This window comes from Kineosporia mesophila (assembly GCF_021129235.1).
Classification (GTDB): domain Bacteria; phylum Actinomycetota; class Actinomycetes; order Actinomycetales; family Kineosporiaceae; genus Kineosporia; species Kineosporia mesophila.
Genome location: NZ_JAJOMA010000038.1, coordinates 1 through 13,142, shown reverse-complemented (window position 1 = coordinate 13,142; position 13,142 = coordinate 1). Strand labels below are relative to the sequence as shown.

Here is a 13,142-nt window from a genome sequence, read left to right as displayed (position 1 = left end):
CTGACAGGACCATCCGACGAGTCAAGGAGGACACCCGTGGCGGCGACGTTGCGCGACGTGGCCCGGCACGCCCAGGTGTCGCTGCGTACGGTGAACAATGTCGTCAGCGGATACCAGCACGTCAGCGAGCAGATGCGCCGCAAGGTGCAGGCCGCGATGGAAGAGCTCGACTACCGGCCCAACCCGGTCGCCCGCACCCTGCGCACCGGCCGCAGCGGCGTGCTCGCACTCGTCGTGCCCGAGATCGACGTGCCCTACTTCGCCGAGCTGGCGCGCGAGGTGATCAACGCCGCCGACGAGGTGGGCTACCGGGTGATCGTCGACCAGACCGGGCACGACCACGACCGCGAGCGCCAGTTGCTCACCGGCGCCGACCGGAGCCTGCTCTTCGACGGCCTGCTGTTCAGCCCCCTGGTCACGCCCTCGGAACTGCGCGCGATGCAGGACGGGCCGGCCGTGCCGCTGGTGCTGCTCGGCGAGCACGACTTCGACGGCCGCTATGACCACGTGGCCATCGACAACGAGCGCGCGGCCTACGACGCGGTGCAGCATCTGATCGGCCTGGGGCGGGAGCGGATCGCGGCGATCGGCGTGCAGCCGCAGGAGACGTACACCACCCCGCAGCAGCGCACGGCCGGTTTCCGCCGGGCCATGACCGAGGCGGGCCTGGCCGTCCGGGAGCCGTACCTGCGGGCGGCGGCGCACTACCGGCGGGCAGCCGGCTACGCGGCGGCCCGTGACCTGCTGGCCCTGCCCCAGCCGCCCGACGCCATCTTCTGCTACGCCGACCTGCTGGCGATGGGCGCGGTACGAGCGGTTTTCGACGCCGGGCTGAGCGTTCCCGACGACGTGGCGGTGATCGGGATCGACGACATCGACGAGGGCCGCTACTCCCGCCCGACCCTGAGCACGGTCTCCCTCGACACCCCCCATATCGCGCGAGAGGCGGTGAAGCGGGTGGCCGACCGGATCGACGAACCCGGCCAGCCGGCACTCCAGATCACCGCCTCCCACACGGTGATCGCCCGGGAGAGTACGGGGGGCGAGGTACCAATAATCCATTCGTGATCATGCAAAGTCTCCCCAGCGTTCTAGAACTCTTGAAGGGACAGATCTAGAACTCCGGGGACACTTTGCCCGATCACGAACAAGGATGACGCCAGGTCAGGTCGACTCGGTGAAACCCGCGTGCTCGTACAGCCCCTGCGCCGTCGCGAACAACCGCGCTCGCACCGGAGGCGGCTGAAGGCGTCCCCGGTCCAGCACTGCCTCGAAGGCGGTAGCGGGTGCGGTCCGGGTCGCGGTGGCGTTCCGGGTAGCGCGACGGTCGGGGCTCGGCGACAGTGGGGCTCCGCTGCGCAGATGCCGGCGGTGGTGCTCGGGAAAGGGCGTGATCGTGCCGATCTGGTTGCAGGCCGGGTTCTGGGGGCTGTTCGCCGGGGGAGCGCTCGTGCTCGGGGCGGCGGTGGCGTGGTTCCTGCGGGTGCCGCAGCCGGTGGTCGCGAGCGTGATGGCTTTCGGTGCGGGGGTTCTCATCTCGGCGCTGGCGTTCGACCTGGTCGACGAGGCCGAGGCCACCGGCGGCCTGACCGCCACCGTCCTGGGGTTCCTCGGGGGTGCTGTCGTCTACGTCGCGGCGAACGTCGCGCTGGCGCGGCGGGGCGCCCGGCACCGCAAACGGTCCGGCGATCAGCAGCCCTCCGAGCACGAGCAGGGCGGCAGTGGTGCGGCCATCGCCATCGGGGCGCTGCTGGACGGCATTCCCGAGTCCGTGGTGCTCGGGCTGTCGCTGCTGAGCGGTGACGGGGTCGGGGTGGCGGTGCTGTTCGCGATCTTCATCTCGAACTTGCCCGAGGGCCTGTCCAGCGCGGCCGGGATGAAGCAGAACGGTCGCGGCGCCCGGTACGTGTTCGGTGTCTGGATCGGTATCGCCGTTCTCAGCGGGCTCGCCGGCCTGCTGGGAGTCCTTCTGCTGCAAGGTGCTTCACCGGTGCTGATCGCGACCATCACTGCCGTGGCGGCCGGTGCCATCCTGGCGATGGTGGCCGACACCATGATCCCCGAGGCGTTCGAGCGCACTCACCTCTACACCGGCCTGATCGCCACCGTCGGCTTCGTGCTGGCGTTCGGGGTCGAGCGGATGGGCTGAGCCGGTTCAGAACCAGCTCAGCGTGACTGGTCGGCGACGACCACCAGCAGGGCCCGCGCGATGAGGGGGTCCCGGAGCAGGGCGAAGGTGTCGGCCGGGTTGTCGCTGCGCAGCGGCGGCCCGGAGTCCGGCTGGGATTCGCGGGCAATCAGGGCGAGCGCCGCCTCCGAGGTCATCCGGGTCAGGTGCATGCGCCAGCCCGCGAACGACCGGCTCTCTCGCTGACCGCGGTGCACGACCGTCAGATCGGTGTGCAGCATGTCGGCCCGGATCCGTTCGTAGGTCTGCTCCACGGCCTCCTGCGGTCCCTCCAGCGACTGCACGAAGAATGCGGCCCGGAACGGTTCGTCACCGACGGGCCCGTCGTGGATGTGCAGGAGGATCCCGGTGATGTCGGCCTGCGCGTTCCTCTCCCGGCTGCGGCCCAGGAAGGCTTCCATCTCGGTCTCGGTCAGGTCGACCACGGCCTGGCTGATGTAAAGAAGCTCGTACAACGGTGATGGCCCCTCAGATGTCGCTGCGGTTCCGGACGGGTGCGGGCTCCTCCACACCACGGGCTTGGATATCACATCTGCGACCGAACGCCGCGCTCCCGCACCAGCCGGCGTGCTACTGGTGCGGGAGCGCGGAGAGAGTCTGCTGCGTCGGATCTACCTCGGGATCAGAAGGCCCCGATGTTCTTGGTGCTGGCCGTGCTCGCGTCGCTGGCTGCACCGTACAGCGGGCTGGTGGTGGCGAGGTGCAGGCTGGCCAGCACCGGCAGGCTGCCGTCGGACTGCCGCGCCGTGGCCCAGCCGGTGGTGGCGAGGCTCTGGAAGTCTTTGCCGGCCAGGGAGGTCGAGAGGTTCCAGGAGTTGTTCTTCTGCGTGGTGCCGGTGGTGTTGCTCAGCAGGGTGCCGCCGTAGGCGATGTTGTCGTGGAGGTTGCCCAGGCCCACCGCAGCACCGGAGGAGGTGATGCCGAGCATGTTGTAGTCGGGGTGATTGGAGAAACTGGTGTTGTGGTAGAAGTCGAGCGCGATCGGGTGGTGGTTGGCGTAGAAGCCGGCCGAGCGGTTGTTGAAGGCCACCGAGTACCGCACGACGTGCTTCGCGGCGCTCGCCGAGTAGACGCCGCCGTAACCGCCGGCCTTGATGCCGCTGCCGTTGCCCGCAGCCGTCGTGGTGCCCGGGATGAAGCCGTTGCTCCAGGCCCAGGAGTTCTCGATGACGACCGGGGAGAAGGCGTTGATCAGGTCGAAGCCGTCGTCCGAGTTGGACCAGGCCCGGTCGCCGCGGAAGACGTTGCCCGTCTTGCCCGCGGGCACGTGGGCGCCGAAGCCGTCGGCGCTCTCGCCGGCCCCGTTCGAGGTGTGCAGGTCGTAGTTGTCGTGGGAGTCGCTGTTGAGCACCAGGTTCGAGCTGCCGTCCTTGATGAACAGCCCGGGGCCCATGTGGTTGTGCAGGTTCAGCTGCTCGAACGTGTTGTTGCTACCGGTGATGTAGACGCCCCACGACTCGTGGTTCAGGTTGTTGTTCTGCGGGACGCCCGAGATCTCCAGGCCCTTGAGGTGGATGTAGCTGCCGGTGACGTTGAAGCCCTTGATCCGGCAGTCGTCCTTCATCCCGGAGAAGCTGAAGACCGGCGTCTCGCCCGGGTAGGCCAGGTAGTTGATGGTCTTGCCCGAGCTGCCGCTCTTGCTCAGCGTGATCCCGTCCACCAGGGCGGTCTGACTGGAGCAGGCCTTGGTCGCCGCGGTGTACTTGTAGGTGCCTGCCCGGAAGTAGGCGGTGTCGCCGGCCGTGAGCACCGACTGGGCCTTGGCGATCGTCTTGAACGGGGCCGCGGCGGTACCGGCGGCACTGTCGCTGCCGCCCGGGGCCACGTAGTACGTGGTGCCGGTCGCCGCCGCGGTCACGGTGGACTTCGTCGACGGGTTCACGGCGTAGGCCGTGGCGCCACCGGCCAGAAGCGCGGCGGTGACCGTGACGACCGGGACGAGGCGCAGCTTGCGCCGGCTGCCGGGTTTGCGGGAGAGCTTCATGGGTGTGGCGGGCCTTCCTGCTGACCAGACGCAGAAGTCAGGAAAACCGAAGGTCGGCCCGGTTCACGATTTCAGCGAAGTATTTAGGTTCGGGATAATGCTTGCTTGACGCCAGTTTTCGGTATGGATTTCCTGTGAATACCAGGGTGATCCGTCCGGTGCTCCGGGGTCGTCGCCGAGATTAAAGTCGCCGAATTTGCGTGTCAAACCCCGACGGTTATGGCACTGAAATCCGAAGCTCAAATCTTTGTTTCGGGCCGGGCTGGTCGTGATCGGTGTGCGCGTTGCCACGATCCGTGCGAACGTCGTCACGACAGGTCAGGAACGCTTGTCAGATCGAGGTTTTGGGCTGACAGCAACACGTGGCGGCTCACGGCCCGACGATCACCCCACCGACGAGGGAGACCCCATGGGCACCGACGACAAGTTCGAGAACAAGACCGACGAGCTGGCCGGCAAGGCCAAGGAGAAGACCGGTGACGTCACCGGCGACCAGGACCTGAAGGACGAGGGCAAGGCCGAGCAGGGCAAGGCCGATCTCAAGCAGGCCGGGGAAAAGGTCAAAGACGTCTTCAAGTAGCACCGCCGCGTCGTCCGGTCCACCGACCGGGCCGACGGTCACCCCCCGCACCACCCGGCCCGACCCCAGGAGTCAGACGTGAGTGCACGCAACACCTTGATCAGGTCCCTGCACGATGTCGGTGCGGCCACCTGGCTGGGAGGATCGCTGATGGGTGCCGTGGCTCTCAACGGGGCCGCGTCCGACATCGTGAATCCCCGTGAGCGCGCCGAGATCGCGGCGGACGGATGGGCCCGCTGGAGCCCGGTCAACGCCGCCGCCATCGGTGCGCACCTGATCGGTGGGGCGGCTCTCGTGCTGGCCAACCGGGACCGGGTGCGCCACCAGAGCGGTGTGACGTCCAACACCGCGGTGAAGTCGCTGATCACGGTCGCGGCCGTGGCCACGACCGCCTACAGCGGTTATCTGGGCGCCCGGCTCGCCTCCGCCGGGAAGGTGGACGCCGAAGGTGCCACCACACCCGCAGCCGGAACACCGGACGAGGCGGCCGCCGCCCAGCGGCGCCTGCGCGGACTGCAGTGGGTCACCCCGGTGCTGACCGCCATCATCGTGGTGCTCGGGGCCCAGCAGGGCGAGCAGCAGCGCACCGGCGAGGTGATCGGCGGTCTGCGGAAGAAGGCTGCCCGGCGCAGCTGACATCTTTTCCCGCAAGACCTTTCGGCTCGTCCTCGGATCCCGGGCCAGGTGCCACGTCCTGGTCCGGGCCCCCGCCGGAAGAATACCGAACGTATTGCCGCAATCACCTGCTGTGCATCATCTCTGGTGCGGTGCCCCGAGCCCCGGGCCGATCTGTAGGTGGCGCCCGGCGGCTCCGAGTGATCAGGGCCGGGGGAGCGGTGGACAGTGGCTGGGGTGGCGGTGGCGGACCACGTGAAGATCGAGCTCGACGTCCCGCAGATGACGGCCACGCGACGGGGCCAGGTGGCGGGCGACCTGAAGAACTCCCGGCCGGCGGCCGACCAGGACGGCCGGGTCTTGGCCCACGTCGATCTGGCCTCGGCACTCGGAGAGCTCTCGGACAACTGGCGCATTCGCCGGGAGAACCTGATCACCGCGGGTCGGCGGGGCCCACGGCCCCGCAGCTCATGGCGCCGTTCCTCCTGCCCGAGGCCGACGAGTCCGCCGTGTGCAGCGTGAACGTCTGGGCCGACGGGTTCGTCGACGACGTGACGGTGGAGGAACTGGAACCGGCCGAGCGGGCCGCGAGCCTGACCCTGGAGGCGGACGACGCCGGTCCGGACTGACCGGACCCACCGGCGGAAGTCTTCCGGTGTGGGCGCGTCGCCGATCGCGACTCGCCCACACCGCGGAAGCTACAGCTTGGTGAGTTTCACATGGGAGACGGTCCGGGTGGTGCCGTCCGGATCGTGCTTGAAGTCGACGATTACCTCGTAGTCGTCGAGAATCCGCACCACCGTCCCGAGACCGTAGCGGTCGTGGGTGATGCGATCGCCGTCCTCCAGGTGTTCGGAGGCGGTCGGCACCCGGGCAGGCCGTGCGAAAGGGCTGCCGGGGAGGACGCGTCGTGCAGGCGGAGGGCGAAGATTCACATCTAAGTATGCGTCACGAAGCGCCCCAACGTTGAACGGTGCCTGATTTGTGACCTTTCAGGGGGCGAAGTAGCCGCCGAACGTGGCTCGGAACGACTTCCCCGCACCGCAGGCCGAACTCGGGCCCGGAGTCGGCTCAGGTGCGAGCCCACGAATGGCTTTCGCAAGGCAGTGGCTCCTGGTTGCACACCCGGGCGCCCCGGGGCCGGTGGCGCCTGCTGTTCCCGGTCGTCCTGGTGGCCCAGCGGGTCTATCGCCGGCGTTACGCCCGGGCGCTGCGGGAGCCGCTGACCGGTGGTCGCTGAAGCTGGGAGGCCGCCGCGGTGACGACGAGCGCGCCCAGCATCCAGCCGGCCACCACCTCGCTGAGCCAGTGGTAGCCGAGCACGAGATTGCAGATGCCGACGCCGGCTGCCATCAGGGCGGCGACCACGAGGGCCCGGAGCCGGTACGTGCTGGTGAGCAGGACCGCCAGCAGCGCCAGGCACAGGGTGGCGTTCGCAGTGTGCCCGGAGGGGTAGGAACTGCCCCCGGCCAGCACCTCGTTCAGGCCGCTGTGCGGGGACGTGCGCCCGATGAGCGGTTTGGAGGTCAGGAGCAGCACGTCGAGGCAGACGACGGCCACCGTGCCGACCAGGAACGGCCGCCACGAGCGCCACTGCCAGGAGCGCGCCGCCGCCACCACGACCACGGCGGTACCCACCAGCCAGAACTGACCGCCCATCACGAAGGTGCGCCAGGCCAGGTGCACGGTCCCGGGCCGGTCCAGCACGGTGAACCAGCCCAGCGTGGACCGGTCCAGCCCCTTGGTCGCCCCCGCGGTGACCAGCAGCGTCAGCCCGGTCAGCACGACCCATCCGGCGACCCACCGGCTCACGGCCGTTCCGGTCACGGAAGTGTGCCTGCTCAGCGTCGGCTCGGGTGCGCTCACCCACACCATGATGGCCGAGGGACGACGCCGGTCGGCACCCGCCACCTGTCCACCGCCTCACCGGCGCCGGGTGGCACCTGCGCTGGCGAGTCCTGGGCATTCGGTGATGATCTTCAGAAAAGGGGCCGTACCGGAGGAAGGCGAGCGACGCCAGACGTGAGTTCCAGCCGGATGACCACGATCGAGCACCAGAACCGGCCAGACGCCCGGGCGTTCACCGGGACCGGCGCCAGAAGAAGCGATATCCAGGGGTTACGGGCAGTCGCCGTGATCTTCGTGGTGCTCTATCACGCCGGCCTGCCCCTGCCCGCCGGGTTCGCCGGCGTCGACGTGTTCTTCGTGATCTCCGGATTCGTCATCACCGGCCAGATCCAGAGACTGAGAGACGGCGGCCGGTTCTCCTTCCCCGTGTTCTACGCCCGGCGCGTGCGCCGGCTGCTGCCCGCGATGGTCGTGATGCTGCTGGTCGTCGTCCTGCTGTCGTTGTTGTTCCAGTCGCCGCTGGACGCCCAGCCGGCCACCGCGTCCACTGCTCTGGCCGCCGTTCTGCTGGTCGGGAACCTGCAGATCCTCGGCACCAGCGGCGGCTACTTCGCCGCCGCGGCCGAGACCAACCCGCTGCTGCACGTCTGGTCGCTGAGCGTGGAGGAGCAGTTCTACCTGGTCTTCCCGCTCCTGCTGGTGGTCGTGTGGAAGCTGGCCGGGCCCCAACGGCGGATCCTGGCCCTGACCCTGATCAGTGCCGCGAGTTTCGCGCTGTCGGTGTGGTGGTCGTTCGCGGACGGGCGCATCGGGGGCCATCCGGCGGCCGACCTCGCCTTCTACACCGCGCCGACCCGGGTCTGGGAGTTCGGTGCCGGGGCGGTGCTCGCGGTCTGGGTCACCTCCTGGCGAACAGCCTCAGCACGCTCACCCCGGTGGGCACCCACCGCACTGGGCGCAGCCGGGCTGGTGACCCTCCTCGTCCTCAATCTCACCGTCGACCGGGCCACTCCCTGGCCGGGCCCGGCGGCCCTGCTCCCGGTGCTGGCGACCGTCCTGCTGATCCTGGCCGGCACGGTCGGGCCGAACCCGGTCACCCGGCTGCTGGCCTCGACGCTGCTGCGCGTGACCGGCGACCTCTCCTACAGCATCTATCTCTGGCACTGGCCGATGATCGTGTTCGCCGCGGTGCTGTGGCCCGACCCGCCGCCGGCCGTGACCCTGGCCGCGGTACTGGTCTCGTTGCTCCTGGCGGTGCTGAGCTACCGCTACGTCGAGCAGCCACTGCGGCACGGCCGCATCGCCCTGCCCCGGGTGTACCTGGGTGGTGCGGTCTCGGCGGCGGTCGTGGTGCTGATCGCCGTCACCGCCCCGGCCGCGGGCGCCCAGGGCATCCCCGACGCCGCGGGCTACGCCCAGCAGCGTGACCTGCCGACCTATGGACGCGAGAAGAACTGCCTGATCCACGATCGCGCCTACGACGCCTCCGAACTGACCCGGTGCACCGACGTCGTCCCCTCGGCGAAGGGATGGGTGATGCTCGCCGGTGACTCCCACGCCGACGCCCTGTCCACCGGCCTGATCGGGGCCGACCGCCGGCTGGGTCTCAGCACCCAGTACGCCACCGGCGCGAGCTGTGTGTTCAGCCGCACGGCGGCCGCGAACCACGAGTTCGACTGTGCCGCCCTGGCCTCCGACCAGCTCGACCGGGCGGTGTCCGGTGACGACCCGCCGTCGCTGGTGGTGGTCTCCTCCTGGGCGCTGCACCGGTACCGGAACGATCAGACCTGGCCGGAGCCGCTGCGGCCGGCCCTGGAAGAGCTCACGCAGGAAGGTATTCCGGTGCTCTACGTGATGGATGTGCCGAGCTTCGCCACCGAGGCCATGCACGAACAGGGTGTGTGCCGGGGTGGTCTGGCGAACTGGATCTGCGGACGCAGCGAGAGCGGGGTGCTCTCCTACCAGGGAGCGGCCCGGGACGCGGAGTTCGCGACGGTCAGCCGGATGCCGGGGGTGGCGGTGTACGACCCGTGGAGCCGTTTCTGCGACGGCACCATGTGCAGCCCGCTCGTGGACGGCCGGCTGGCGTACTACGACTACAGCCACCTGAACCGCATCGGATCAGCCTCGCTGAGCACCGATCTGGAGAGCGTGATCGCGGGCATTCTGAAGCCGTGACGAGCCCTCACCCGAGCTGCTCGATCACGACCTCGGTGGCCCGGGCGATCAGGGCGTCGTCATAGGTGGCGTCCTGATCGTCGCGGGTGGACAGCACAGCGAGGACGATCGGGTCGCCGTCGGTGGGCCACGCCACGGCGATGTCGTTGCGGGTGCCGTAACGGCCCGCCCCGGTCTTGTCGCCGACCCTCCAGCCCTGCGGGACACCGGCGCGAATCAGCTTGTCGCCGGTGGTGTTCCGCCGTAGTAGATCGGTCAGGGCGGCCTGGTCGCCTTCGTCCAGAGCATCGCCCAGGACGAACTTCTGCAGATCGTTGGCCAGCGCCCGGGGCGTGCTGGTGTCGCGGATGTCGCCGGGGGTGGCCTCGTTCAGGTCCGGCTCGATCCGGTCCACGTGGGTGGTGCGGTCACCGATCCGCTCCAGGGCCTTGTCCACCTTCGCCGGCCCACCCAGTTCCTCGAAGAGCAGGTTGGCCGCGGTGTTGTCGCTGTACCGCACCGACGCGTCGGCCAGTTCCCGCAGAGTCATGCCGGTTTCGAGGTGCTCGCGGGTGATCGGCGCGTAGTCCAGCAGGTCGGACTCCTGATAACGGACGACCTTCTCCAGTTGCGCGTCGGTGCGCTGCCGCAGCAGGACACCGGCCTGGAGGGCCTTGAAGGTGGAGGCATAAGCGAAACGCCGGTCGGCCCGGAAGGCCACGGAGCGGCCGGTGCCGGTGTCGAGGGCGTAGACCCCGAGGTCGGCGTCGAACGCCTTCTCCAGTGCCCGGAAAGCCTTACCGGACGAAGTGGTGGACGCCTCGGTGGACGCGGTGGTTGCGTCGGTGACCGGGGTGGTCGCGGGTGGGGTGGCGGCCTGGGTCGGGCCGGCGGTGCAGCCGACCAGAGCCGTGGCGGCGGCCAGGACACTGCCCAGCGTGCGGCCCCTACCTGCGGACGTGCGCGTCATTGCGTGCTCCTTCTACGGCGCCGGGATCAGGAGAATACGGCCGTCCGGCGAACCGACGGCGAGACGGCCGGGCCCCCGGTGCGTCACGGAGAGCGCGGAACCACCGGGAACCCACCGGCCCTCCAACGCAGCACGACGTCACCGTCGCTCGCCCGCAGGATCACCAGGTCCCCGGAGTAGAGCCCGACCTGCACGAGCCCGGACACCGCATCGGCGTCGCGAGCGGCCACCGGGCTGCCCGGGCGGTGGACCCACTGCAGCATGCCGGGCGTGGGCCGGTCCCGGTCCGCACGACGGATCGTGCACCACGGGATCACCGCATTTGTGCCGGTAACCCATTCGGGTGTGGCCCGGCTCACAGGGACTTGGCTGAACGCTTCGACCCGGCCCCGGCTATTGCACTATGTGAAGACCATGACCGCGAGCAGGAGATCCGTGGCGTCGGACGCTGAGCTGATCGCCCGGTCCCTGAACGGTGACGACGAGGCCTTCGTCGACCTGGTCGCCCGGCACGAGGTCGCGATCGGGCGGTACCTGTCGCGCCGGGTCGGGGTCGCGGCGGCCGAGGACCTGCTGGGCGATGTCTGGGTGGCGGCCTTCGCCTCCCGCCGCACCTACGACCCGGCCTACGCCGACGCGCGGCCCTGGCTCTACACGGTGGCGCTGAACCGGGTGCGCAAGCACTGGCGGTCCCTGCCGCCCGAGGATCTGGTGCCGGACCTGACCGATCTGCCCGGGCCGTCGGGGTACTGGGACCCCTGGCCGGCGGTGGAGACCCGTGTCGACACCCGGGCCGCCCTGCGCGAGGCCCTGGCCGGGCTGAGACCCGACGAACGGGAGGTGCTCACCCTGGTCGCGGGGGAGGACCTGACCGCGGCCGACGCGGCCCGGGTGCTCGGGATCCCGGCCGGTACGGCCCGCCGCCTGCTGCACCAGGCCCGGGCCACCCTGCGCCGCTCTCCGCCGGTCGCGGCGCTCCTGGCTGAACTCAACAGCGTGAACGTGAAGGACGGCGAGTGATCGTGGACGAGATGGATCTGGTGAGCCGCGCGCTGGAGGTCGAGCCCCTGCGGCCGCAGGCCTACGAGCAGGCCCGCGCGAAATTACGGGACGAGATGGCCCGGTCGGTCCCAGAAGCCGGAACCGTCGGGCGACTGCGGGGCCCACGGCGCACCCAGCGCACTCAGCGCGCCCGGCAGTTCGTCGTCACCGGTCTGGGCGCGCTCGCGGCCTCGGTGGCCGTGGTGTTCGCGGTCGTCTCCACCTCGTCGCCCGCCACCCCGGGCGACCCGGCGACCGGCGCGCCCGTGTCCCCCGTGATCGAGTCCGAGCTGGTCGCCCTGGCCTCCCGGATCACCGCCGCCACCGCACCCGCGTCGGGAGACGCGTCCCTCGTGATCCGCTCGCAGAAGATCGGTGACGGCGCCGCCGAGGTCAGCTACAACCTCTACACCGACGACGGCGACTACTACGCCGGGGGTGACGAGACATCGCTGGCGCAGGCCATTTCGGCGGGTGAGGAGTACTCGGACGGGATCTACGCCCGGGAGGTCGAGGCCGCCCTCTACGCGGCCGACGGTGACCTGGACACCGCCCGCACGAAAATGGTCAACGCCGCGCCCAATGCCTTCGGCCTGGGCCTGAGTGAGGCCGAGCGGCAGAAGATCTGGGACCGGCAGATGAAGGCCGACGCCGAGATGTACCGGTTCAAGGGTTACGAGGTGCCCGAGCACCCGCCCACCGGCAAGGAACTGGAGAACCTGGTCGGCAACCGGCTGTGGATCAACGGGATGGACGCCCTGTCCGCCGGTGCCGGGGAACCGCAGGTCCGGGCCGGGGTGCTGCGCCTGCTGTCGTCGGTTCCCGGCGTGAGCGTCGAGGAGAGCACGACGCACGGGGTGCCCACGCTGACCCTGAGCGCCGGGCCGGACCTGTTCAGCGGTGGCGCCAGCGAGGTACTGACGATCGACGCGCAGACCGGCACGCCGATCACCTCGTCCAGCCAGAGCCTGGAGAAGGGCGCTGACTCCTCGCACAGCACCTACCGGGTCTCCCGGGTGACGGTGGCCGACCTCACCGACGGAAAATCCTGACCGGCGTGGTGCTCTCGGTGCTCGGATGGGCGGTCGCAGCGCTGGTCGGGTTGGGTGCGCTGGTTTCCCGCCGCCGGGAGATGCGCTGGCGGCAGCGGGACATCGCGCAGGCCCAGCTGGCGGTCGCGGCCGAACGCCGGCGGATCGCGCGGGAGCTGCACGATGTGGTGTCCCACCATATCGGCGCGGTGGTGATGCGGGCGCAGGCGGCGGATCGAATGGTGGACGCGCGTCCCGACCAGTTGCGGGAGACGTTGCGGGAGATCGGCCTGGACGGGCAGCGCACCCTGACGGCCATGCGGGAGACGGTGAAGGTGCTGCGCTCGGCCGACGCCCCGGCGGCGGCGACCCTGGCCCAGATCCCGGAGACCGCGGCCCGGATGCGGGCTCTGGGGATGCCGGTGGAACTGCGCCTCCCCGCCGCGCCGCTGGTGCTGGAGCCGGCGGTGGAACTGGCGGCGGTCCGGATCGTGCAGGAATCGCTGACGAACGCCCTGGTGCACGCCCGGGCGGGACGGGCGATGGTCGTGCTGCGGGACGCCGGTGACGGCCTGCTGGTGGAGGTCCACGACAGCGGCCCGGCCGGTGACGGTGAGAGCACCGGCAGCGGGTACGGGCTGATCGGCATGCGCGAGCGCGCGGCGGCCTGCGGCGGGACACTCGAGGTGGGCCGCTCGCACCTGGGCGGCTGGCGGGGGCGGGCCCAC

General features: G+C 70.0%; 16 protein-coding genes. 10 read left to right on the top strand and 6 right to left on the bottom strand.

What is annotated here, in order from left to right; all coding sequences use genetic code 11:
* Nucleotides 1-36 precede the first annotated feature (36 nt).
* Entirely contained in the window at nucleotides 37-1,068 is a 1,032-nt protein-coding gene (locus tag LR393_RS32895) for a LacI family DNA-binding transcriptional regulator (protein ID WP_231489122.1), read from the top strand.
* A gap of 328 nt (nucleotides 1,069-1,396) precedes the next feature.
* Nucleotides 1,397-2,149, top strand: a complete 753-nt coding sequence (locus tag LR393_RS32890) for a ZIP family metal transporter (RefSeq protein ID WP_345718649.1) — start codon at nucleotides 1,397-1,399, stop codon at nucleotides 2,147-2,149.
* 17 nt (nucleotides 2,150-2,166) lie between these two features.
* Here LR393_RS32890 and LR393_RS32885 read toward each other — a convergent pair whose 3' ends face one another.
* Both LR393_RS32885 and LR393_RS32880 read right to left on the bottom strand, forming a co-directional pair.
* A complete protein-coding gene (locus tag LR393_RS32885; protein ID WP_231489120.1) occupies nucleotides 2,167-2,643 on the bottom strand; it encodes a BLUF domain-containing protein in 477 nt (158 codons plus the stop codon).
* A gap of 167 nt (nucleotides 2,644-2,810) precedes the next feature.
* Nucleotides 2,811-4,172, bottom strand: a complete 1,362-nt coding sequence (locus tag LR393_RS32880) for a right-handed parallel beta-helix repeat-containing protein (protein WP_231489119.1) — start codon at nucleotides 4,170-4,172, stop codon at nucleotides 2,811-2,813.
* A gap of 409 nt (nucleotides 4,173-4,581) precedes the next feature.
* Here LR393_RS32880 and LR393_RS32875 point away from each other — a divergent pair, with 409 nt between their 5' ends.
* The 3 genes from LR393_RS32875 to LR393_RS32865 all read left to right on the top strand — a co-directional run bounded on the left by LR393_RS32875 (nucleotide 4,582) and on the right by LR393_RS32865 (nucleotide 5,996).
* Nucleotides 4,582-4,752 (top strand): CsbD family protein, encoded by a 171-nt coding sequence (locus LR393_RS32875; protein ID WP_231489118.1) that lies wholly within the window; start codon nucleotides 4,582-4,584, stop codon nucleotides 4,750-4,752.
* A gap of 78 nt (nucleotides 4,753-4,830) precedes the next feature.
* Nucleotides 4,831-5,388 (top strand): hypothetical protein, encoded by a 558-nt coding sequence (locus tag LR393_RS32870; protein ID WP_231489117.1) that lies wholly within the window; start codon nucleotides 4,831-4,833, stop codon nucleotides 5,386-5,388.
* Between the two features lie 449 nt (nucleotides 5,389-5,837).
* A complete protein-coding gene (locus tag LR393_RS32865; RefSeq protein ID WP_231489116.1) occupies nucleotides 5,838-5,996 on the top strand; it encodes a hypothetical protein in 159 nt (52 codons plus the stop codon).
* 69 nt (nucleotides 5,997-6,065) lie between these two features.
* Here LR393_RS32865 and LR393_RS32860 read toward each other — a convergent pair whose 3' ends face one another.
* A complete protein-coding gene (locus LR393_RS32860) occupies nucleotides 6,066-6,236 on the bottom strand; it encodes a hypothetical protein (protein ID WP_231489115.1) in 171 nt (56 codons plus the stop codon).
* Between the two features lie 206 nt (nucleotides 6,237-6,442).
* On the opposite strand from LR393_RS32860, the gene LR393_RS32855 reads away from it, so the two are divergent.
* On the top strand, nucleotides 6,443-6,607 hold the full coding sequence (locus LR393_RS32855) for a hypothetical protein (RefSeq protein ID WP_231489114.1): 165 nt from the start codon (nucleotides 6,443-6,445) through the stop codon (nucleotides 6,605-6,607).
* Here LR393_RS32855 and LR393_RS32850 read toward each other — a convergent pair.
* Nucleotides 6,565-7,233, bottom strand: a complete 669-nt coding sequence (locus LR393_RS32850) for a phosphatase PAP2 family protein (RefSeq protein ID WP_231489113.1) — start codon at nucleotides 7,231-7,233, stop codon at nucleotides 6,565-6,567. The two genes, LR393_RS32855 and LR393_RS32850, sit on opposite strands and share 43 nt — an antisense overlap.
* Before the next feature lie 156 nt (nucleotides 7,234-7,389).
* Here LR393_RS32850 and LR393_RS32845 point away from each other — a divergent pair, with 156 nt between their 5' ends.
* The gene (locus LR393_RS32845) at nucleotides 7,390-9,393 is read left to right on the top strand and encodes an acyltransferase family protein (protein ID WP_231489112.1); all 2,004 of its coding nucleotides are present in this window, start codon (nucleotides 7,390-7,392) and stop codon (nucleotides 9,391-9,393) included.
* 7 nt (nucleotides 9,394-9,400) lie between these two features.
* Here the strand turns inward: LR393_RS32845 and bla are convergent, their stop codons facing one another.
* Together bla and LR393_RS32835 are read right to left on the bottom strand one after the other, a co-directional pair.
* Nucleotides 9,401-10,342, bottom strand: a complete 942-nt coding sequence (gene bla / locus LR393_RS32840; RefSeq protein ID WP_231489111.1) for a class A beta-lactamase — start codon at nucleotides 10,340-10,342, stop codon at nucleotides 9,401-9,403.
* A gap of 83 nt (nucleotides 10,343-10,425) precedes the next feature.
* Nucleotides 10,426-10,605 carry a hypothetical protein gene (locus LR393_RS32835; RefSeq protein ID WP_231489110.1) on the bottom strand — a complete coding sequence of 60 codons (180 nt, stop codon included), beginning with the start codon at nucleotides 10,603-10,605 and terminating at the stop codon, nucleotides 10,426-10,428.
* 172 nt (nucleotides 10,606-10,777) lie between these two features.
* On the opposite strand from LR393_RS32835, the gene LR393_RS32830 reads away from it, so the two are divergent.
* The 3 genes from LR393_RS32830 to LR393_RS32820 form a co-directional block, all read left to right on the top strand.
* A complete protein-coding gene (locus tag LR393_RS32830; protein WP_231489109.1) occupies nucleotides 10,778-11,362 on the top strand; it encodes an RNA polymerase sigma factor in 585 nt (194 codons plus the stop codon).
* Nucleotides 11,359-12,435, top strand: coding sequence for a hypothetical protein (locus tag LR393_RS32825; RefSeq protein ID WP_231489108.1), 1,077 nt, complete (start codon nucleotides 11,359-11,361; stop codon nucleotides 12,433-12,435). Before LR393_RS32830 ends, LR393_RS32825 begins: the two co-directional genes overlap by 4 nt.
* Before the next feature lie 5 nt (nucleotides 12,436-12,440).
* Nucleotides 12,441-13,142, top strand: a 702-nt coding sequence (locus LR393_RS32820) for a sensor histidine kinase (protein WP_231489107.1), incomplete at its 3' end; no start/stop codon positions are given.